The sequence below is a fragment of the Massilia atriviolacea genome, assembly GCF_003953935.1.
Lineage (GTDB): Bacteria > Pseudomonadota > Gammaproteobacteria > Burkholderiales > Burkholderiaceae_D > Telluria_A > Telluria_A atriviolacea.
In genome coordinates this window covers 44,904-65,054 of record NZ_RXLQ01000005.1, presented here as the reverse complement: position 1 = coordinate 65,054, position 20,151 = coordinate 44,904, and the positions used below count along the sequence as shown (strand labels likewise).

Annotated in this window: 16 protein-coding genes; 6 read left to right on the top strand and 10 right to left on the bottom strand. The window is 66.3% G+C overall.

Annotated features, from left to right (window positions below; translation table 11 throughout):
• Window positions 1–249: 249 nt before the first annotated feature.
• The gene (locus tag EJB06_RS10765; RefSeq protein WP_126074033.1) at window positions 250–3,414 is read right to left on the bottom strand and encodes an error-prone DNA polymerase; all 3,165 of its coding nucleotides are present in this window, start codon (window positions 3,412–3,414) and stop codon (window positions 250–252) included.
• A gap of 89 nt (window positions 3,415–3,503) precedes the next feature.
• On the opposite strand from EJB06_RS10765, the gene EJB06_RS10760 reads away from it, so the two are divergent.
• The 3 genes from EJB06_RS10760 (at window position 3,504) to EJB06_RS10750 (ending at window position 7,457) form a co-directional block, all read left to right on the top strand.
• Window positions 3,504–4,301, top strand: a complete 798-nt coding sequence (locus tag EJB06_RS10760) for a PhzF family phenazine biosynthesis protein (protein ID WP_126074032.1) — start codon at window positions 3,504–3,506, stop codon at window positions 4,299–4,301.
• Between the two features lie 127 nt (window positions 4,302–4,428).
• Complete coding sequence (locus EJB06_RS10755; protein ID WP_267876898.1) at window positions 4,429–6,780, top strand: TonB-dependent receptor plug domain-containing protein; 2,352 nt, start codon at window positions 4,429–4,431, stop codon at window positions 6,778–6,780.
• 125 nt (window positions 6,781–6,905) lie between these two features.
• Complete coding sequence (locus EJB06_RS10750; protein WP_126074030.1) at window positions 6,906–7,457, top strand: hypothetical protein; 552 nt, start codon at window positions 6,906–6,908, stop codon at window positions 7,455–7,457.
• 93 nt (window positions 7,458–7,550) lie between these two features.
• Here the strand turns inward: EJB06_RS10750 and EJB06_RS10745 are convergent, their stop codons facing one another.
• From EJB06_RS10745 to EJB06_RS10730, 4 genes are all read right to left on the bottom strand, one after another.
• On the bottom strand, window positions 7,551–8,891 hold the full coding sequence (locus EJB06_RS10745) for an ATP-binding protein (protein ID WP_126074029.1): 1,341 nt from the start codon (window positions 8,889–8,891) through the stop codon (window positions 7,551–7,553).
• Window positions 8,888–9,550, bottom strand: a complete 663-nt coding sequence (locus EJB06_RS10740) for a response regulator (protein ID WP_126074028.1) — start codon at window positions 9,548–9,550, stop codon at window positions 8,888–8,890. The genes EJB06_RS10745 and EJB06_RS10740 overlap by 4 nt, the downstream gene beginning before the upstream one ends.
• Window positions 9,551–9,592: 42 nt before the next feature.
• Entirely contained in the window at window positions 9,593–11,155 is a 1,563-nt protein-coding gene (locus tag EJB06_RS10735; protein WP_126074027.1) for a DegQ family serine endoprotease, read from the bottom strand.
• A gap of 326 nt (window positions 11,156–11,481) precedes the next feature.
• Window positions 11,482–11,937 carry an Hsp20 family protein gene (locus EJB06_RS10730; RefSeq protein WP_126074026.1) on the bottom strand — a complete coding sequence of 152 codons (456 nt, stop codon included), beginning with the start codon at window positions 11,935–11,937 and terminating at the stop codon, window positions 11,482–11,484.
• 292 nt (window positions 11,938–12,229) lie between these two features.
• Between EJB06_RS10730 and EJB06_RS10725 the strand changes: the two genes are divergently transcribed.
• A complete protein-coding gene (locus EJB06_RS10725) occupies window positions 12,230–14,149 on the top strand; it encodes a M61 family metallopeptidase (protein WP_229427017.1) in 1,920 nt (639 codons plus the stop codon).
• A 112-nt stretch (window positions 14,150–14,261) separates the two neighbouring features.
• A complete protein-coding gene (locus EJB06_RS10720; RefSeq protein WP_126074025.1) occupies window positions 14,262–14,612 on the top strand; it encodes a hypothetical protein in 351 nt (116 codons plus the stop codon).
• 166 nt (window positions 14,613–14,778) lie between these two features.
• Here EJB06_RS10720 and EJB06_RS10715 read toward each other — a convergent pair whose 3' ends face one another.
• The 5 genes from EJB06_RS10715 to EJB06_RS32875 all read right to left on the bottom strand — a co-directional run bounded on the left by EJB06_RS10715 (window position 14,779) and on the right by EJB06_RS32875 (window position 19,346).
• On the bottom strand, window positions 14,779–15,540 hold the full coding sequence (locus EJB06_RS10715) for an alpha/beta hydrolase family protein (protein ID WP_126074024.1): 762 nt from the start codon (window positions 15,538–15,540) through the stop codon (window positions 14,779–14,781).
• 183 nt (window positions 15,541–15,723) lie between these two features.
• Complete coding sequence (locus EJB06_RS10710; RefSeq protein WP_126074023.1) at window positions 15,724–17,205, bottom strand: Y-family DNA polymerase; 1,482 nt, start codon at window positions 17,203–17,205, stop codon at window positions 15,724–15,726.
• Window positions 17,135–17,842 carry a translesion DNA synthesis-associated protein ImuA gene (gene imuA, locus EJB06_RS10705; RefSeq protein ID WP_126074022.1) on the bottom strand — a complete coding sequence of 236 codons (708 nt, stop codon included), beginning with the start codon at window positions 17,840–17,842 and terminating at the stop codon, window positions 17,135–17,137. The genes EJB06_RS10710 and imuA overlap by 71 nt, the downstream gene beginning before the upstream one ends.
• Before the next feature lie 215 nt (window positions 17,843–18,057).
• Window positions 18,058–19,230: an extracellular catalytic domain type 1 short-chain-length polyhydroxyalkanoate depolymerase gene (locus EJB06_RS10700; RefSeq protein WP_126074021.1), complete on the bottom strand. Its 1,173-nt coding sequence runs from the start codon at window positions 19,228–19,230 to the stop codon at window positions 18,058–18,060.
• A complete protein-coding gene (locus tag EJB06_RS32875; RefSeq protein ID WP_267876897.1) occupies window positions 19,224–19,346 on the bottom strand; it encodes a hypothetical protein in 123 nt (40 codons plus the stop codon). The genes EJB06_RS10700 and EJB06_RS32875 overlap by 7 nt, the downstream gene beginning before the upstream one ends.
• Window positions 19,347–19,570: 224 nt before the next feature.
• On the opposite strand from EJB06_RS32875, the gene EJB06_RS10695 reads away from it, so the two are divergent.
• Entirely contained in the window at window positions 19,571–20,092 is a 522-nt protein-coding gene (locus EJB06_RS10695) for a PRC-barrel domain-containing protein (protein ID WP_126074020.1), read from the top strand.
• The last annotated feature ends 59 nt before the right edge of the window (window positions 20,093–20,151 follow it).

The window sequence follows — 20,151 nt, the reverse complement described above, 5'->3', positions numbered from 1 at the left end:
GACCCCGGTTGTGCGGCACCAGCGCGCATTAAACTTTCAACACCAGGGTGAACGTTCATACCGCCAGGTTATGCTTTTTCGTCCCCGAAACTCAGCTCCGTCATTCCCGCGCAGGCGGGAAGTCATTGCCGATGCCGGTTGGCGCAGCTTAAGTAATGGCGTCTGGGCCTCAGGTGCTCCAGTTCTGCAACTAGTTGCGAATTAAAGCTCTGACCCCGGTTGTGGGACTTTGCTGGTTTGCTTGTAGGATCAGCAGAAGTCGCGGCTGCTGGTGTCGAGGCGGCCCATCAGGTGGCTCATGTCGACCAGGCGCTTGGCCACCAGGTGCCGCACTTCCCCTTCCCTTTGCCACACGCCGTACACGCCCAGCAGGCGCGCGCCCAGCACTTCGCGCCGCTGCTGTTCCACCAGCGTCGGCCAGACAATCACGTTCACATTGCCTGTCTCGTCTTCGATGGTGACGAACAGCACGCCCTTGGCCGTCGCCGGACGCTGGCGCACGGTGACGATGCCGCAGGCGCGCGCCAGTTGGCCTTGCTTGAAGTCGTTGAGTTGCGCGGCCGGTAAAAAACGCTGGTCGAGCAGGCGCGCGCGCAGCAGCGCCAGCGGGTGCCGCCCCAATGTCAAGCCCTGCGCGCGGTAGTCGCCGACGATCTCTTCGCCTTCGCTCGGGGCGTCCAGCTGCGGCATCTCTTCGATCGGACTGGTGGGACGCAGCAGGTCCTTGTCGGGCACCGCCCCCACCGCTTGCCACAGCGCCTGGCGCCGGTTGCCGGACAGGCCCTGCAGCGCATTGGCGCCGGCCAGCACCTGCAGGTCGTGCCGGTCCAGCCCGGCCCGGCGCGCCAGGTCGGCCACGCTGTCGAAGGCCCGCACGGCGCGCGCTTCTTCGATCCGCGCCGCCGCCTCGGGCCGCATGCCGCGCTGCAGCGACAGTCCCAGCCGCACGGCGGGCTGGCCGCCCTGCCCCGCCTCCAGGCTGCAATCCCAGCCGCTGACTGCCACGTCCACCGCGCGCACCTCGATGCCGTGGCGGCGCCCATCCTGCACCAGTTGCGAGGGGCTGTAGAAACCCATCGGCTGGCTGTTGAGCAAGGCGCACAGGAAGGCGGCCGGTTCGTGGCACTTGAGCCAGGAACTGGCGTAGGCCAGCAGCGCGAAGCTGGCGGCGTGCGATTCGGGAAAGCCGTATTCGCCGAAACCCTTGATCTGGTTGAAGATCGATTCGGCAAATTCCAGGGTGTAGCCGTTCTTCAGCATGCCCCTGACGATCTTGTCGTAGTATTTTTCCAGCCCGCCCTTGCGTTTCCAGGCGGCCATGGCCCGGCGCAGCTGGTCGGCTTCGCCCGCCGTGAAGCCGGCCGCGATCATGGCCACCTGCATCACCTGTTCCTGGAAAATCGGCACGCCCAGGGTCCGCCCCAGCGCTTCTTTCAATTCGTCCTTCGGATAGTCGGGCTTTTCCTGTCCCTGGCGCCGGCGCAGATACGGGTGGACCATGCCGCCCTGGATCGGCCCCGGCCGCACCACCGCCACTTCGATCACCAGGTCGTAAAAGGTGCGCGGGCGCAGGCGCGGGAGCATGCTCATCTGGGCGCGCGATTCGATCTGGAACACGCCGATGGTGTCGGCCGCGCAGATCATGTCGTAGGTGGCAGGGTCTTCGGCGGGAATATCTTGCAATGAAAAGCTGGTGCCGCGCAGTTCGCCCACCAGGTCGAGCGCGCGCCGCAGGGCCGAGAGCATGCCGAGCGCGAGCACGTCGACTTTCAGCAGGCCCAGTTCTTCGAGGTCGTCCTTGTCCCACTGGATCACGCTGCGATCAAGCATGGTGGCGTTTTCGATCGGCACCAGGCGCGAGAGCTTGCCGGCGGCGATCACGAAGCCGCCGGGATGCTGCGACAGGTGGCGCGGAAAGCCGAGCAGGCGCTGGGCCAGGGTGGCCCATTGCTGGGCCAGCGGGGAATCCGGGTCGAGCCCGCATTCGGCCAGGCGATTGACCAGGTCGTCCTTGCTGTCGAACCAGTGGTGGGTCTTGGCGACTTTGTCGACGATGGCCAGGTCGACCCCGAGCGCCTTGCCGCTGTCGCGCAGGGCGCTCTTGGGCCGGTAGCTGATCACCACGGCGGCCAGGGCGGCGCGCGTGCGGCCGTATTTGTTGTAGATGTACTGGATCACTTCTTCGCGCCGCTGGTGTTCGAAGTCGACGTCGATGTCGGGCGGCTCGTCCCTTTCCCTGGAGATGAAGCGGCCGAACAGCAGGTTGCCGCGCGCGGGGTCGACCTCGGTGATGCCGAGGCAGTAGCAGACCGCCGAATTGGCGGCCGAGCCGCGCCCCTGGCACAGAATCCCGATCGAGCGCGCGTGGCGCACGATGTCGTACACGGTCAGAAAATACGGTTCGTAGCGCAGTTCGCCGATCAGCTGGAGTTCGATTTCGAGCTGTTCCTGGACCTTGGCCGGGATGCCGAGGGGAAAGCGGTGGTGCGCGCCGATGTAGGTTTCGGCGCGCAGGTAGCCGCAGGGCGTCTGGCCGGGCGGCACCAGTTCGTCCGGGTATTCGTAGCGCAGCTGGTCGAGCGAGAAGGTGCACAGGCGCGCGATGCGCAGCGTTTCGGCCAGCGCCTCGGGGCTGTACAGATTGGCCAGGCGCAGGCGCGCACGCAGATGCTGTTCGGCGTTTTGCGCCAGTTCGTAGCCGCACTCGGCCACAGGGGTGTTGAGGCGGATCGCGCACAGGGTGTCGTGCAGCGGTTTGCGCGAGCGCACGTGCATGCAGACGTGGCCCAGCGCCACCACGGCCAGGCCGTGCTGCCACGCGACTTCGTCGACGCTGGCGCGGTGCGCTTCGTCGAAGGCGCGGTGCAGCAGGTTCAGGCCCAGCCAGGCGCGGCCGGGAAAGGTGGCGGCGATCCAGGCGGCCTGGGTGTGCAGGCGGTCGAGGTCGGCCGCATCGTGGCCGGGATAGGCGGGCAGCAGGATCGCCAGGCAGTCGGGCATGCCGGCCAGGTGGGCCTGGGCGGCGGCGGGCGTGGCCAGGTCGGCCGGGGTCAGCAGGTAGGTGCCCTTGGCGGTGCGCGTGCGCGCCACGGTGATCAGCTCGGCCAGGTTGCCGTAGCCATTGCGGTTTTGGGCCAGCAGGATCAGCGACAGGGCCGGGCTGCCATCGTCGTTGCACAGGTGGAAGTGGGCGCCGATGATCAGGGGCAGCGCCGCCTTTTTGGCTTCGGCATGGGCCCGCACCACCCCCGCCAGCGAACATTCGTCGGTAATCGCCAGCGCCGCATAGCCGAGTTGGACGGCGCGGGCCACCAGTTCCTCGGCGTGCGAGGCGCCGTGCAGGAAGGAAAAGTTGGTCAGGCAGTACAACTCGGCGTAATCGGGCAGGCTGGGGGTGGGGACGGTGGTGCTCATGAGAAAAGATTAAAATAAATATTCTAGGGAAACTACTGTATGGAAACACAGTATACCTTGGGCTATTTTCTTACCAATTGGGAATAACTATGCAGGCTCATCTGGTGCGCTGTTTTGGTGCATTGCCGGGCAAGGGCAACCCGGCGCTGGTGGTGGAAGGCGGGCCGGACGCACCTGAGGCGCGCCAGGCGTTTGCGCGCGGGCAGCCGTATCCGGCCTGCGTGTTTCTGGACGCGGGACCGGGGTCGAACTGGGTTGCGGACTATTACTATCCGCACGCCCGCAGTCCCTTGTGCCTGCACGCCACCCTGGCTGCGGCGCAGGTCCTGTTTGCGCGCGCCGGACAGGCGCCGCAGGAGATCGGCCTGCGTACGGCCATGCGCGGGCAAGCCTTGCGCCTGCGCCGCGAGGGAGACGAGTATTTTGTGGTGCTGCAAGCCCAGGCCGTGCCCGCCGTTCCGGTCGATACGGCCCTGGCCGCCTGGCTGCTGGACCAGCCCGGCCTGATGCTGGCGCGCGCGCCGGTGCTGGCCTCGGTCGGCAGTCCCAAGCTGCTGATCGAGGTGCCTGAGCGCGCCCTCCTGCACGCGCTGCAGCCGCCGTTGGCGCGCATCGTCGACTGGGGCCGCGCGCACGGCGTCAACGGTTGCTACGTGCTGTGCCGCACTGGCGAGGATGGCTACGAAGGGCGCAATTTCAACCATCTCGACCCGGCCATGGAAGACCGCGCCACCGGGGTGGCGGCCGGCGCCCTGGCCGCACAGCTGGGCCGCACCATCACGGTGCATCAGGGCGCTGCGCTGGGCCAGCCCTGCCTGATCCGCTCCCGGATCGACGGCGCGGCAATCCTCGTGGGCGGACGGGCCGAAGCGGTGCTTGGCGATTGACAACGTTGTCATTGCGCCACAAAGCGCTGGACGTGGGGCACAGAAATTGCATTAGAATCAATCTCCTTTCTTATAAAAATCCGGAGACCGTCGCGTGTTCAACCCCACCACTTTACGTAGGTCCGTCTTGCTCGCTTTGTACGGCAGTGCCGCTCTCGCCGTGTATTCCCCCGCCAGCTTCGCCCAGTCGGGCCAGCCGGCCGCCAAGGAAGAAGTCCTTCCCAGCGTCAGCATTGTCGGTTCGCGCCGCGTCTCGGCCACCTCCGCCACCGATACGGCGGTCCCGGTCGACCTGATTCCCATGACCCGCCTGGCCGAGCAAGGCGGCCAGTTCGACCTGGCCCAGACCCTTACCTACATCTCGCCCTCGTTCAACTCGACGCGCCAGAGCGGGGCCGACGGCGCCGACCTGGTCGACTCGGCCGCCCTGCGCGGCCTCGGTTCCGACCAGACCCTGGTGTTGATGAACGGCAAGCGCCGCCACAGCACCTCGCTGGTGAATATTTTCGGTGCGCGCAACCGCGGCAACACCGGCACCGACATGAATGCGATTCCGCTGCTGGCGGTAAAGAATATCCAGGTGCTGCGCGATGGCGCCGCCGCCCAGTACGGCTCGGACGCGATCGCCGGGGTCATCAACGTCGAGCTGAAACGCTCGCTCGGCTGCGAGAGCGTGCTCGGCGCGGGCCAGTATTCGGCCGGCGACGGCGAGAACTACCTGGCGTCGGCCTACTGCGGCGTGGCGGTGGCCGGCGGCGTGGTCGGCATCACGGGCGAGTATCTCGACCGCGGCCGTTCGAACCGGGCCGAGGCGGGCAGCCTGCGCACCATCGGCGACAGCAAGGTGCAGAACCAGACCCTGTACCTGAACGGCGAGATTCCCATGGTCGACGGCAAGCTGTATTTCACGGCCGGCACCCAGAAGCGCGACGCGTCTTCGGCCGCCTTCGGACGCGGTCCGGACCAGATTCCGACGCGCAATGCGCAAGCCATGTATCCGAACGGTTTCGCGCCCTACATCAATGCCGACATCGACGACCATTACGGCACTGTCGGCTATCGCGCCAAGCTGGGCGAGTGGAATGCGGATTTCTCGCAGACCTATGGCTACAACAAGATGCACTACAACATCAGCAACACCTTGAACGCCTCGATCGCCAACGCCGACCTGCTCAAGGGCGGCAAGGGCGTGTCGGCCTCGCAATTCGACGCCGGCGGTTTTGCCGCGATGCAGCTGACCACGAATGCCGATGCCAGCCGCTATTTCCCCAACATCATGAGCGGCCTGAACCTGGCCTTCGGCGCCGAGTTCCGCAAGGAAAACTACGAAATCTTTGCCGGCGAAGCCGGTTCCTACAACGATGTCGATGGTCCCGGCTTCGGCGGCGATCCCGGCAGCCAGGGCTTCCCCGGCTTCCGCCCGGCCGACGCCACCGACCGCAGCCGCCATAGCGTGGCCGCCTATGTCGATGTCGAGACCGACGTCACCGAGCGCCTGAAACTGCTGTCGGCCTTGCGTTACGAGAAATTCAGCGACTTCGGCAACAGCGTGACCGGCAAGCTGGCCGCCGCCTACAAGATCAGCGACGCCTTCCTGTTGCGTGGCTCGGCCAGCACGGGTTTCCGCGCACCATCGCTGCAGCAAGCGTTTTTCTCGTCGACCTTCACCGAGTTCGTCAACGGCAATCCGGTCGATTCGGTGTTCGCGCCGAACGGCGGCAATGTCGCCAACGCGATCGGGATTCCCAAGCTCAAGGAAGAAGAATCGGTCAGCTTCACCCTGGGCGGCACCTGGACGCCGACCCCGACCACCTCGGTCACGGCCGACCTGTACCGCATCGCGATCGACGACCGCATCGTGTTTTCGGGCCGTTTCGACGCCAATAATTACGCGCCGATCGTGCCGCTGCTGAGCACCCTGGGCGTGGGCGCTGCCCAGTTCTTCGTCAATTCGATCGATACCAAGACACAAGGCCTGGACCTGACCGTGTCGAACCGCAGCGAAGTCGCGGGCGGCAAGCTGAACACCTTCCTGGCCATGAACATCAGCAAGACCGAAGTGACGGGCGTGAATGCGCCGGCCGCCTTCAAGGGTTATGAAGACGTGCTGCTGTCCGAGCGCGAGCGCCTGTTCCTGGAACAGGGCGGACCGCGGCGCAAGGCGACCCTGGGCTTCGAGTACTTGCTGGGCAAGATCGGCACCGATTTCAAGGTGATCCACTTCGGCAAGCAAACCCTCGGCACCTGGTCCGGTCCTCCGACCCCGAACCAGGTATACAAGGCCAAGACCTCGGCCGACCTGAGTTTTACGTATAATTTCAGCGAGAAGACCAAGCTGACCCTGGGCGGCGCGAATATTTTCAACGTCAAGCCGACCGAACAGGATCCGGACCAGACCGACAATGGCTTCAAATATGAGTCGGTGCAGTTCGGCATGAACGGCGCGTCTTACTTTGCGCGCCTGTGGCATAAGTTTTAAGCGCAGCGCAAGCTAGCTGCCTGAGGGGGGCAGGCCGGGTCGCGTCGACCTGGCCTGCCCTTTTGCATGATTGTATCGGCTGGCCCGGTGACGGGCAGCCCTGTGATTGTTGAAAAGGATGAAGAATGAAACCAATTTACGCGCTGACAATGGCCGCACTGCTGGCCGGCGCGCCGCTCACGCAGGCGGCGCCAGCCGCTGCCCCGGCCGCCGCGCCCACCGCCTCGGTGCCGGTGGCCGCTCCCGATGCCGCCCGTGTCCAGGCCGTGCAAGCCATGCTGGAAGCCATGCAGTCGGAAAAAATGATGCGCTCGGTGGCCGGCGCCAGCCGCTATGTGAATGAAGAACAGCGCGCCAGCGTGTTCGCCAAGCTCGAGAAGGTGCCGCCGCAGGAGATCTACAAACGCCTGGCGCTGCCGGTGGCGCGGGTGATCGGGGTGGAAACGGCCAATGAGCTGAGCGCGTTCTATGGGTCGGATTATGGCAAGCGCTTGCTGCAGCAGACGTATAACAGCCGCGCCAGCATGTTTCCGCCGGAACCGCCGGTGCCGAACGCGGCAGAGAAGAAGATGCTGAAGAAGCCGGCACTGGTGCAGGCGCGCAAGGAATTGGCGGGCGCCGATGCGACCATCCGGCATGAGGCGTTTGCGTTGTTGCAGGCGATTATCAAGAAGTAGGCTTGGGCGGTAACGGTGCCGGCTGCGGGGGACACCGGGGTCAGACCCCCTAACTGAAAAACCGGGGTCTGACCCCTTCCCCCTACTTGCCCCCTAGTCGGGCTTGCCGGTGGCGGGGAAGTCGATGCGCACGCTCAGGCCGCCCAGCTTGGCCGACTCGCCCAGGCTGAGCCGGGCGCCGTGGCGCTCGGCGATCGCCTTGATGATCGCCAGCCCCAGCCCGCTACCGCTGGCTTCGCTGCCGGCGATGCGATAGAAGCGGTTGAAGACGCGCTCCCTTTCGTCGGCCGGAATGCCGGGCCCGCTGTCTTCCACCACCAGGGCCGCTCCCTTGCCCTCCGCCGTCACGCTGATGTCGACCGTGCCGCCGGACAGGGTGTATTTCAGGGCGTTGTCGATCAGGTTGCGCAGCATGATCATCAGCGCGTCCGGCTGGCCCGTCACCTGCGCCGCATCGGCGCGCGTCAGGCCCAGGTCGATGCCGCGCGTCTGCGCCGCGCCCGCCAGGTCGGCCAGGGCGCGCCGCGCCAGGTCGGCCAGCTCGACCGGCTGGGTTTTCACTCCGCTCGCCGCGCTCGCTTCCTGGCGCGCCAGCACCAGCAATTGCTCGACCAGCCGGGTGGCGCGCTCGATGCCGGCCGTCAGGCGGCCGATCGCCACCCCGCGCGCTTCCGGACTGTCGGCCCGCTCCAGGCTCAGCGCCTGCAGTTTCAGCGCCTGCAGCGGCGTGCGCAATTCGTGCGCGGCGTCGGCCACGAAATGCTGCTGGGCGTCGAAGGCGGTTTTCACGCGCCCGAACAAGAGGTTCAATTCCTGCACCAGCGGCAGCACTTCGTCCGGCAGGTCGGCTTCCGACACCGGCGACAGATCGTCGGCCTGGCGCGCCGCCACCTGCTTGCGCACGCGCGAGACCGGTTGCAGCGAACCGCTCACCACCCACCACACCACCAGCATCAGGATCGGCATCATCACCGCGATCGGGCCGACCGTGCGCAAGGCCAGGTTGCCGGCCATATTGCGCCGCACCGCCATGTCCTGGGCGATCTGCAGGGTCTGGGTGCTGCTTTGCACCGAGAATACGCGGTAAGTCGTGTTGTTGGCCTTGACGTTGGAAAAGCCCAGCACCGCGTGCTGCGGCAAGGTGGTGCGCGAGACGGTGCGGAACACGCGCACCCCGTCCGGCGTCCAGACCTGCACCATCAGCTCGTTGTTTTCGGCGTCCGCTTCCACATTCGCGGCCGTCTCGGTATTGTTGGACAAGGGCGCGCTGGAACGCAGCGACAGCGCCATCTGCTGCATGTGGTAATCGAAAATCTGGTCGGCATCGGACAGCGCCGTGCGATAGGCGATCGACGCTTGCGCCACGGCGGCGATACTGATGGCCGCGAGCAAAAACCACAACAGACGGCCGCGCAGCGAGTGCGCCAGGTTCATAGTTTGGGCACCATGTAGCCGACCCCGCGCACGTTCTGGATCAGGTCGCTGCCGAGCTTCTTGCGCAAGCCGTGGATATACACTTCCACCGCGTTGCTGCTCACTTCATCGCGCCAGCTGTAGAGCTTTTCTTCCAGCTGGGCGCGCGACAGCACCACCCCGGGACGCGCGATCAAGGCTTCCAGCACCGCCCATTCGCGCGCCGACAGGGTCACCGGCGCGCCGTCGACCTGCACTTCGCGGGTGGCGGGATTGATGCTGATGGCCTTGTATTCGAAGATCGGTTCGCCACGCCCGGCGGAACGGCGCAGCAAGGCGCGTATGCGCGCCAGCAACTCGTCGAGGTCGTAGGGTTTGAGCACGTAATCGTCGGCGCCGGCGTCGAGGCCGGCGATGCGCTGCTCGACCGCATCGCGCGCGGTCGCCACCAGCACCGGAGTGCGGTCCTTGCGCGTGCGCATGGCGCGCAGCACGTCCAGGCCATCCTTGCGCGGCAAGCCCAAGTCGAGCAGGACCAGGTCGTAGCTTTGCGACTGGCGCAAGGCCGTGTCGGCCATTTCGCCATCCTTGACCCAGTCGACCGCGTAGTGCTCGGCCCTGAGCAGGTCGAGCACCACTTCGCCGATCATCGTATCGTCTTCCACCAGCAGCAGCCGCATTACATCCTTCTTTCTCTTACCCTGCGGGCGGAAGGGGCACGATTACCCGATCCGCACCGGAATGAAGATTCTGTCATTACCGCGCTGAATCAGCAAGGCCACCGACTTGCTGGCCTTGCCCACCACATCGCGTACCTGGTCGACCGAATTGACGGGACGGCCATTGACCGACAGCAAAACGTCGCCCGGCTGGACCCCGGCCGTCGACGCGGCCCCGGCCGCATCTTCGATCACCAGGCCCGAGGCGATGCCGGACTGGCGCTTCTCGTTCGGATCGAGCGGACGCAGGGCCAGGCCGAGTTTTGCACTCTGGTCGGCGCCGGCGGCCGGCTCGCGATCGTCCTGCGCCACCTTGTCGCTGGCATTGGCCAGGCGCGCATCGATGCGCACGATCTTGCCGTCGCGCCAGACGTCGAGGCTGACCTTGTCGCCCGGCTGGGCCACGCTGAGCATGGCCGGCAGGTCGCCCGAGGCCACGATCGGCTGGCCGTTCAGCTTGCGGATGATGTCGCCGGATTTCAGGCCCGCCTTGTCGGCGGCGCCGCCTTTTTCCACGTTCGACACCAGCGCGCCTTCGGGCGAGTCGAGCTTGAAGGAATCGGCGAAGCCCTGGTTCACTTCCTGGATCGCTATGCCGAGCTTGGCATGCTGCACCTTGCCGGTGGTAACGATCTGGTCCTTGATGCGGTAAGCCACATCGATCGGGATGGCGAACGACAAGCCCATGTAGCCGCCGGTCTGGCTGTAGATCTGCGAGTTGATGCCGATCACTTCGCCCTTGGTATTGAACAGCGGGCCGCCCGAGTTGCCGGGATTGACCGCCACGTCGGTCTGGATGAAGGGTACCTGGCTGTCGTCGGGCAGCGTGCGTCCCTTGGCGCTGACCACGCCGGCCGTGACCGTGCTTTCCAGGCCGAACGGCGAACCGATCGCCAGCACCCATTCGCCGACCTTGAGATCGCTTGATTTGCCGATTGGCACCACCGGCAGGTTCTTGGCGTCGATCTTGAGCACCGCCACATCGGTCCTGGGGTCGGAACCGAGCACCTTGGCGCGGAATTCGCGCCGGTCGTTCAGTTTGACCGTGACTTCCTTGGCGTCGCGCACCACGTGCGCGTTGGTCAGGATGACACCGTCCGGGCTGATTATGAACCCGGAACCGGCGCCAAAAACGGGCGTGTCGCGTTGTTGTCCACGGGGCATCTGCGGCCCCTGGAAGCGACGGAAAAATTCGAAAAACGGGTCGTCCTCGTCGAACTGCGGCATGCCGCGGCCGCGCTGCTGGCCCATGGCGGTCTTGGTGCTGCCCATCACCCGGATGTTGACCACGGCCGGGCCGTTGCGCGAGACGATCTGGGTAAAGTCGGGCAGCACCACGCCGGCCGCCAGCGGCGCGGGAGCGCCCGGATTGACGGGGGTGGCGGCCGGCGTGGCGGCCGGCGCGGCGGCGGGCGCCTGCGCGGCCAGCGCAACAGGAGCGGAGGCGACTGCGTTGTTATGGTTGACCGCGATCGCACCAACCGCCCCACCGATGGCGCCGGCGGCGGCAAGGGCTAGCGTGAGACGCTTAGCGGTGATGACAGTGATGGCACCTTCGTTATGCATGGACGTACTCCTGGTTTGAAAGGATATGTTCGGTAATGAACGCTTGTTGTTGTTTGTCGTGGTGCTTTGCTTGCTTTTGCTTGGTTTGGCTTGTTTCTGCTTGTTTTTGCTTCTTTTGTCGTGCAGCTGCGCGGCCCGCTTGCTGCCTGGCCGATGAGGCAATGATGCGGTATCAGACTTAGGGTTGTCTTAATTTCAGCGCAGCATTCCGGCCCTGCCGAACAGCGTGACAGGACGTGCAACGGGGCGCCCCCTGCAGCGGGCGCCCCGTGTTTAGCTCAGCTCGCTATCTCAGCTCGCTCACAGCGCGTGCCGGCTGGTCCCGGTCAGGCAGCCTGGCGCTGCTCCAGCGCCTGCACATTGTCGCTACCGTCGATGACGATGCGGCGCGGCTTGAGGGCCTCGGGCACTTCACGCACCAGTTCAATGGTCAGCATGCCATTGTCGAACGATGCCGTGGTGACCTTGACGTGGTTCGCCAGCTGGAAGCGCTGCTCGAAATCACGTGCCGCGATGCCGCGGTGCAGGTAGGTGCGCTGGGTGTCTTCTTTCTGCTTGCGGCCGGTGATCTGAAGGCTGTCGCGCTCGGTGATGATCTCGACTTCCGAACGGTCGAAGCCGGCCAGTGCCATCACGATCCGGTACTTGTCTTCGCTCACCAGTTCGATGTTGTATGGCGGATAGCTGGGCTGCGCGTCGGCGCGCTGCGATTCCAGCAGATTGGCCAGGCGGTCGAAACCGATAGCGGAACGATAGAGAGGAGCAAGGTCGAATGTACGCATGATAAATATCCTTTTAGAAGTTAAGCGATAAGTTGACGGACCTCCGTGGAGCATCCGTTGAATCCAATCTCAAGGCGGCACCGGGGGTTTTCAAGGCCTTGAAAAAGACGTTTTTTTGCCCCATGCACCGAAAAATATTTTGAAGAATTTTGGCTGCGGCAAAAACAATTCAGTGCACGGAGACTGGCAAGCAGCGCAGGCCGCAAGCGGCGCGGCAATGCTTTTCGGTAGAATCATGGTCGCCTGCGAATACCCGCAGAAAATTGCTGATCTTTACCGTATTGACGATCCCATGCCCCTTCCGCTTCGCCGCCTTCTTCCGTCCGCCTGCGCGTCCATGTGCTCCCTGGCCCTGCTCGCCACCCTGGCCCTGCCCGCCCGCGCCGAGGTGCCCGCCCCGCGCGACCTGCCCTACCCCGGCACCATCGTGCTCAAGGTCGACGCCACCAACCTGGGACAGCAGATTTTCCGCATCCGCGCCACCATCCCGGCCGCGCCTGGCCCGCTGACCCTGCTCTATCCGCAGTGGGTGCCCGGCAACCACGGCCCCAGCGGACCGCTGAACCAGCTGGCCGGCCTGCGCCTGTCGGCCGGCGGCAAGGCGCTGGCATGGACGCGCGATCCGGTCCACGTGCATGCCTTCCACCTGAGCGTGCCGGAAGGCGCCACCGAGGTCGACGCCGAATACCAGTTCCTGTCGCCGGTGGAGCCGGCCCAGGGCCGCATCACGATGACCAGCGAAATTCTCGGCGTGCAATGGCAAGCCATGACGCTGTATCCGGCCGGCTACTTCAGCCGCCGCATCCCGGTCCAGGCCTCGCTCACGCTGCCCGACGGCTGGCAATACGGCACCGCGCTGGAAACGGCCGCGCGCAAGGGCAACGAGATCAGCTTCAAGCCGCTCGACCTGGAAACGCTGATCGATTCGCCCGTGTTCGCGGGCCGCCACTTCCGCCGCATCGACCTCGATCCGGGCGCCAAGGTGCCGGTACACCTGAACATCGTGGCCGACAATCCGGAAAGCCTGGAAGCGAAGCCGGAGCAGATCGCCGCGCACCGCGCGCTGGTGCAGCAAGCCGCCAAGCTGTTCGCCTCGCATCATTACAAGCACTACGATTTCCTGTTTGCGCTGTCGGACGAATTCGGCGGCATCGGGCGCGAGCACCACCAGTCGAGCGAGAACGGGGTCAAGCCCGGCTACTTCACCGACTGGGCCAAGACCGAGCTCGGGCGCGACCTGCTGCCGCACGAATACACGCACTCGTGGAACGGCAAGTTCCGCCGCCCGGCCGACCAGGATGTGCCGAACTTCAACGTGCCGCTGCAGAACAGCCTGCTATGGGTGTACGAGGGCCAGACCCAGTACTGGGGCAATGTGCTGGCGGCGCGCTCGGGACTGGTGTCGGCGGGCGGCATCCGCGACGCCATTGCCGCCTACGCCGCGCGCTACGACCACGTGCAGGGCCGCTCCTGGCGCGCCTTGCAGGACACGGTCAACGATCCGATCGTGCAGGCGCGCCGCGCGCTGGGCTGGAGCAACTGGCAGCGCAGCGAAGATTATTACGTCGAAGGCATGCTGATCTGGCTGGACGTCGATACCCGCATCCGCGAGCTGTCCGGCGAGAAGCGTTCGCTCGACGATTTCGCGCGCGCGTTTTACGGCGTCGACAATGGCAGCATCGGCCCGGCCTATTACCGCTTCGACGACGTGGTGCGCACCTTGTCCTCGGTGCAAGCGTTCGACTGGGCGCCTTTCCTGCGCGCCAAGCTGGACGGCAATGCGGCGGGCGCGCCGCTCGACGGCCTGGCGCGCGCCGGCTGGAAACTGGTCTACACCGACACGCCGACCGATATCGTCAAGGGGCAGGAAGAGCGCAGCAAGATGAGCGACTTCAGCTATTCGCTCGGCTTTTCCGTCAAGAACGATGGCGCGATCGAGGGGATCGAATGGGATGGCATCGGCTTCCGCGCCGGCCTGTCGGGCAACAGCACCATCGTGGCCGTCAACCAGCGCGCGTTCAAGCCCGAGCTGCTGAAAGCGGCCGTGAAGGCGGCGCGCGACGGCAAGACGCCGATCGAACTGCTGGTGCGCAAAGGCAGCAATTTCCGCACGGTGGCGCTCGATTACCACGGCGGCCTGCGCTATCCGCGCCTGGAACGCATTCCCGGCAGCAAGGACCGGCTCGACGCGATCCTGCAGCCGCGCCGTTGAGGATACCGAGGGGCGCGAACGCCGCTCGGCGGCGCGCCGGTGGTGCTGAGCGGCGGGCGCGTGACAGGCGCCGCCGCTCCCGGTTTGTCGCCGATGGTGCTATGCTGCGCCTATGACTACCGATACCGACATCCAGCTGAGCGGCCCGTTCAAGGCCAGCGACAGCAGCAGCCGTTCCCACGACGTCAAGGCGATCCGCATTTTCGACGAGGGCTACGGGATTATTGACGTGTACGTGGACTTCGCCGCGCCGATCGAGAGTGGGCTGTACAAGGACAAGGTCCTCGTCGGCAACATCATCGACCGCCTGCGCGCGCTGGGCTACGTCGGGCCGAATTTTTCGCACAGCGATCCGGGCTTGCAAGACCGCAAGCTGATCGTGCTCGAAGCACCCGAAGAATTCAGCGCCTTCGCCAAGCTCAAGGGCTGGAAGAACCTGGCCGAGGAATTCGACGACGAATAAGCCGGCGACGGGTCAACGCTGTCGTTCTTGCCTTGAAAAAAAGCTTGATCGACGCGGTTCTTGCTGCTTCGCCAAAGCGGTCGATCGACACCGTCCTTCCCGTAACAGGCAAAGGCCTTGCTGGCGCTTTCCGAAGTGGCGGCAAGGCCTTTCGCCTGCTGCTTCCTCAGGCGCTCACATAGCGCGCACTCCATGCCGCAATCATGCCGGCCACCCACACCGCATCTTCCCTGCGCGTGAGCAAATGATCGGCATCGTCGAGCGACACAAAACTCTTCGGATGTTTGGCCGCCTGGAAAATATGCAGCGCATTATCGATCCCCACGGTACGGTCGTGCGGCGAATGCATCACCATCAAGGGACGCTTGAGGCCGGCCGTGCTGAGGTTCAGCTCCTGCTCGGCGGCGTCGAGCAGGAACTGGCGCTTGATGGTGAACGGCCGCCCGGCCAGTTGCACCTTGGCTTCGCCTTCGGCTTCGATCACACCGAGCTGCTCGCCGAACAGATTATTGACGTGCGAGGGATCGCTGGGCGCCCCCACAGTGACGACCGCGCGCACCTCCCCGATGCTGGCGGCAGCGGCCAGCACGGCGGCACCACCGAGGCTGTGTCCGATCAGGATCTCGGGCGCCCGGAGCGAGGTGCGCATGAAGGCGGCCGCGGCCACCAGGTCCTGCACATTCGAGGAAAAATTGGTGTTCGCAAAGTCCCCTTCGCTCGCGCCCAGCCCCGTGAAATCGAAGCGCAGCACGGCGATGCCATGCTCGGTCAGGGCCTGGGCGATGCGGCTGGCGGCGAACACATCTTTGCCGCAGGTAAAACAATGGGCAAACAGCGCATACGCGCGCACCGGGCCGTCGGGCGCATCGAGACGGGCCGCCAGATTGTGGCCATCGGCGCCGGGAAACGCCTGTTTTTCGCTGTGCATCCCTGCTCCTTATCAATCATGAATCCAAGCATCTTACCCCGGGATGGCTGGCGTTGCCGGACCACTGTGGCAGGCCGCTTCGGCCGGACGCCCTTACCGCCCATCGTTACCGGACGCCGTGGCCGGACGCCGTTACCGGAGGCTGTTAGGCGAGGCCGTGGCCGGACGCCGTGACCGGATACGTCAACCAAACAAACCGTGCAGGAACCAGCGCGGTGCGCTATCGCCATCGGCGCCGGCGATGCGCTCGCGGTAGACCCAGTAATGCGCATTGTCCTGTCCCTGCGCGATGAAATAATCGCGCGTCTGCGACTGGCTCCACCAGCCCGCCTCGATCCGCTCGGGGGTGGACGCCATGCGCAGGGGCGAGCCGTAAAACGGCCGGTGGTCGCGCATCAGCAGCGCCACCGGCTTGGCCAGCAGCCAGGCCGGACGCGGCAGGCTGAGCACGTTGGGCGGCAATTGCATCTGCGCCTGCTGCGCCCTGCGCGCCTGCTGCACCGGTACCCAGCGGTTGGCCAGTTCGGGCCGGTAATCGGCGCACGGGGCCGCCTGCAGCACGTTCTCGGGACCCAGGCGCGCCACCAGCAGTTCCAGCATGCGCCACTGGTCCTGCTCGCTGCCGCCGGGCTCGGGGAACAGCGACTCGCTCGGCACGGCCATGGCCTGCACCTCGGGCGCTTCGAGCACCAGTCCGATCACGTGCGCCTCCAGGCTCAGCTTGGTCAGGCGCTCGCGCAGCAGGCGCACCAGGTGCTCGTCGCGCCAGGTCGGCTCGGCCAGGATGATGTCGAGCACGGTGGGCACGCGCGCCACCCGGCCGCGTTCGTGTTCGAGCAGCAGCACGATGCGCCCCACCGCCAGCTGGTGCGCGCACAGCCAGCCGGTCATTTGCAGCAGCAGGCTGTGGGCGCCGGCCAGCAGGGCGTCGGCCTGTTCGACCCGGTCGAACAATTCCAGCCGCGCCTGGAAGGTGGTGGGCGCGACGATCCAGTCGAACAGCTCGGCCGTCATGCCGTAGGCGGCGTCGAGCACGGCCAGCAAGGCGCCGCCGCAGCGGCGCTGCAAGCCCGGACGCGGCAGGCGCCGCAACTGGCCCAGCGACAGGCAGCCGATGCCGTCCAGCCAGGTGGCGAAGGGACGCGCCGGCAGCGGCAAGGCGGCCGGCAGGCGGTCCAGACGGCGTTTCAGCGACACCATGCCGAGCGCGTGCCCCGCCCCGCCACGCGCCAGCAGCCAGGCTCCGCGCGCGGTCGGCGCGCAGCTCAGCCGGACGGCGAAACCGAGCGCGCGCAGGCTGGCGCGGATGCGCCGGCACAGCGCGCGCACCCCGCCGAACAGGCGCAGGCTGGCGCCCACGTCCATCAGCAAGGTCGCTTCTTCGGCCAGGGCGACCTGCGGCGTGTACTGCAGCAGCGCCATGGCCACCGCCTGCAGGGCGGCGGCCTCGCGCGCCGGCTCGCGCTCGTGCAGGCGGGCCTCGGGCAGCAGCATCAGCACGCCGCCCCGGCGCATGCCGGCGCGCACCCCGCCCGCCTGCGCCAGCGCCGAGGCGGCCAGCACGCGCTCGCTCTCCAGCACGACGCTGGCGGCCTCAGCCGACCAGTGCGGGCTGAACACGTCGAGCGGTAGCCGGGGCAAGTAGAGGCCGATCCAGAGTCGCATGGCGTTGCAGTAAAGAAGGAGTCAGGGGAAGGAACAGGGGCGCGTCGCGCTGCGGCCCGCGGCGCTTGACGAAACCGATGTCGAGCCCGCCGAGGGCCGGACGCAGGCTCAGGCGCAGCGGTGCGGGCGAGGCATCCTGGGCCGCCGCGAGCGGGCGCAGCAGGAAGAACAGGGCTTCGCCGCCCTGGGCCGCCAGATGCAGGCGGCGCAGGGCGTCGGGACGGGCCTGGCTGGCCCAGAACAGCAGCGCGCCGCAACTGCCGCTGCGCAGCACCTGTTCGGCCGCCCACAGGGCATCGGCATTGCGTGCGCTGCGCACCCAGATCAGTTGGGAGGGCGGCAGCCCGAGCGCGGCCAGCGCCAGCGCCTGCGGCGGATGGGGCGGCTGCAACAGCACGATGCGGCGTTCGGCCACTTTGGCCAGGGCCGGGCGCAGCAGGCGCAATTCGCCGATGCCGCTTTGCTGCAACAGCAGCTCGACCAGGCAGCCGCTGGGCCAGCCGCCGCCGGGCAGCTGGGGGGAAAGGGTGGGATGGCCGCTGTCGACGCAGCGCGTGCCCGCGTGGGCCAGTTGGGAGGCGCGCCACAAAGCGGGATGCAAGGTCTCGGGCGCGGCAAGCAAATCGGGGGAGTTCATGATGGGTTCAACAAAGTACTGTATGTTTATACAGTACTCGCTGGCTGCCAATTTGGCAAGGCCAATCGTGCGCCGTCTCCCGGTCATCCCCAGGAAGAAGCAAATTCCGATTGAAAATCGCAGCAACCTCCTACAACCGGGGTCAGAGCTTTAATTGGCAATATTTCCAAGACAACATTGCCGATTCAGCAGCACGCCCGTCAGGCGCCCGCGCGTCAACGCCGGTGCCGACCGAAAAACTCGACCAGCATCTTGCTCGCATCCGGCCCCGCCGCCGAATTGAACGACAGGCGCGCATCGCCGCCGCTCCAGGCATGTTGCAGCTGGGCGATTTGGGCCACACGCAAGATCAGCTTGCGCCCGCGATACACATCATGCAGCTGGTAGGGCAAGCCGCTGCGCCCGCCAGCCTTCTGCGCCACCCGCACCGGCGCTGCCGCCGGCAAGCCGTTGACCAGCATCGCCTGGCGCCGCAAATGCACCTGGTTGACCGGCCGCACCACGCGGTCGTCCTCGCCCTGGATCAGGATCGTCGGCATCGATGGAAAGGCGGGGCGCCGTTCGAGCACCTCGGCAATGGCGCTGTCGACCCGCGCACCGTTGCCATGCTGCATGACACCGAGCGCCCCCACCGTGCTGTGTCCCGCCCCATACAGCGGCCCCGAATGCAGGCCCAGCCCGGCGAACAGGTCCGGATGGTTGAGCGCCACGATATGCGCCATCCCCGCCCCCGCCGACATACCGCAGATAAACACCCGCGAGCGGTCGAGGCCATACCCCGCCAGCACCTGGCCGAGCATGCCCACAATCGTCGGCACATCGCCGCCGCCCTGCTGGGTGGCGCGGTCGTACCATTTCCAGCAACGGTGCGGATGGGCGCTCAGCGATTGTTGCGGGTACAGCACCGCATAGCCAGCCTTTTGCGCCATCTGGTTCATGCGCGTGCCCTGGGCGAACTGGGTGGCGCTCTGCTCGCAGCCGTGCAGCATGACGATCAGCGGCCAGCCCGAGGGCGGCGCCACGCCATCGGGCAGATACAGCCAGTAGCTCATCGGCCGCAACTGGCCGGTATAGCGCGCGGTCAACCACTTGCCCGGCGCGGGGGAGTCGCTGGCCGGCGCCGCTGTGGCGGAGCGCGGGGCGCGGCCCGGCCCGGAACGGGAGAGGGGTGGGCTTGCCGGTGCGGCCGTACGGGCCGGCATCGGCTTGGGCTTGGGCTTGGGCTTGGGCTTGGGCTTGGGCTTGGGCTTGGGCTTGGGCTTGGCGAGCGCCTTGGCCGGCGGCTTGGGCGGCGCCAGCAAGGCCTGCAGCAGGCGCGCCGCCGAACCTTGCTGTTTTTTCCCCGCGCGCATCAGGCTGCGCAGCAAGGGGACGCTCGACTTTACCATCGCAGGCGCACCATCACGCGCCGGTGCAGGCGGGCCCACAGGAAAGCGGCGAACGAGCGGGTCGGAATCGGCTTGCCGAGCGGGCCGGCGTGGGTGCAGCGGGCATGGACGTTCATGGGGAAGACCTCCTGCCGGCCAGCATAGCGTGGGCGCGGCGCGGCGCTCGGTGCGTTGCGCCGCTTAGCCGGTCCGATGAACAAAAAAGCAACACCAGCGCCCCTGGCGCGCGTGCCGACACGATTGAGGCAGATCAAAGAATGGCTTGCGCGAGCCCCTAGTCTATTTGCATAAGGACCGCGATCGGCGAAGTCCGCACATCTAAAAACACCAGGAGAACGAGATGAATTACACAGAACGCGACAGATATGGCATGTACAAGACCAGCGCCGGCCCAGGCCCGGCCCTGATGGGCGCCGACACCCTGATCGGCGACAGCGTGGTCAACGCCCAGGAGGACGACCTGGGCGAGATCAAGGAGATCATGCTCGACATGCGCAGCGGGCAAGTGGCCTACGCCGTGCTGGCCTTCGGCGGCATGCTGGGACTGGGCGAAAAACTCTTCGCGGTGCCGTGGCAGGCGCTGCACCTGGACACCGTCAACAAGCGTTTCATCCTCAATGTGGAAAAAGAGCGCCTGAAAAACGCTCCCGGCTTCGACCCCGACGCCTGGCCGGACATGAGCGATATCGGCTGGGCCAGGCAGGTGCACGGGTTCTACGGCACCGACCCCAGCGGCAGGAGCGCGGGCGCGCAAACGGGCTCGGACGGCAGCGCCGCAGCGGCGGGCGCCATGGGCGGCGGCACAGCGGGAACGGGCGGGATGAGCGGCAGCACGGCAACGAGCGGGGGTGCCGGTCTGTGAAGCGTACCCGACGCGCAGCGCCAGGGGCGTGGGTGCCGTTAAACCCGGCCTGCGCCTCC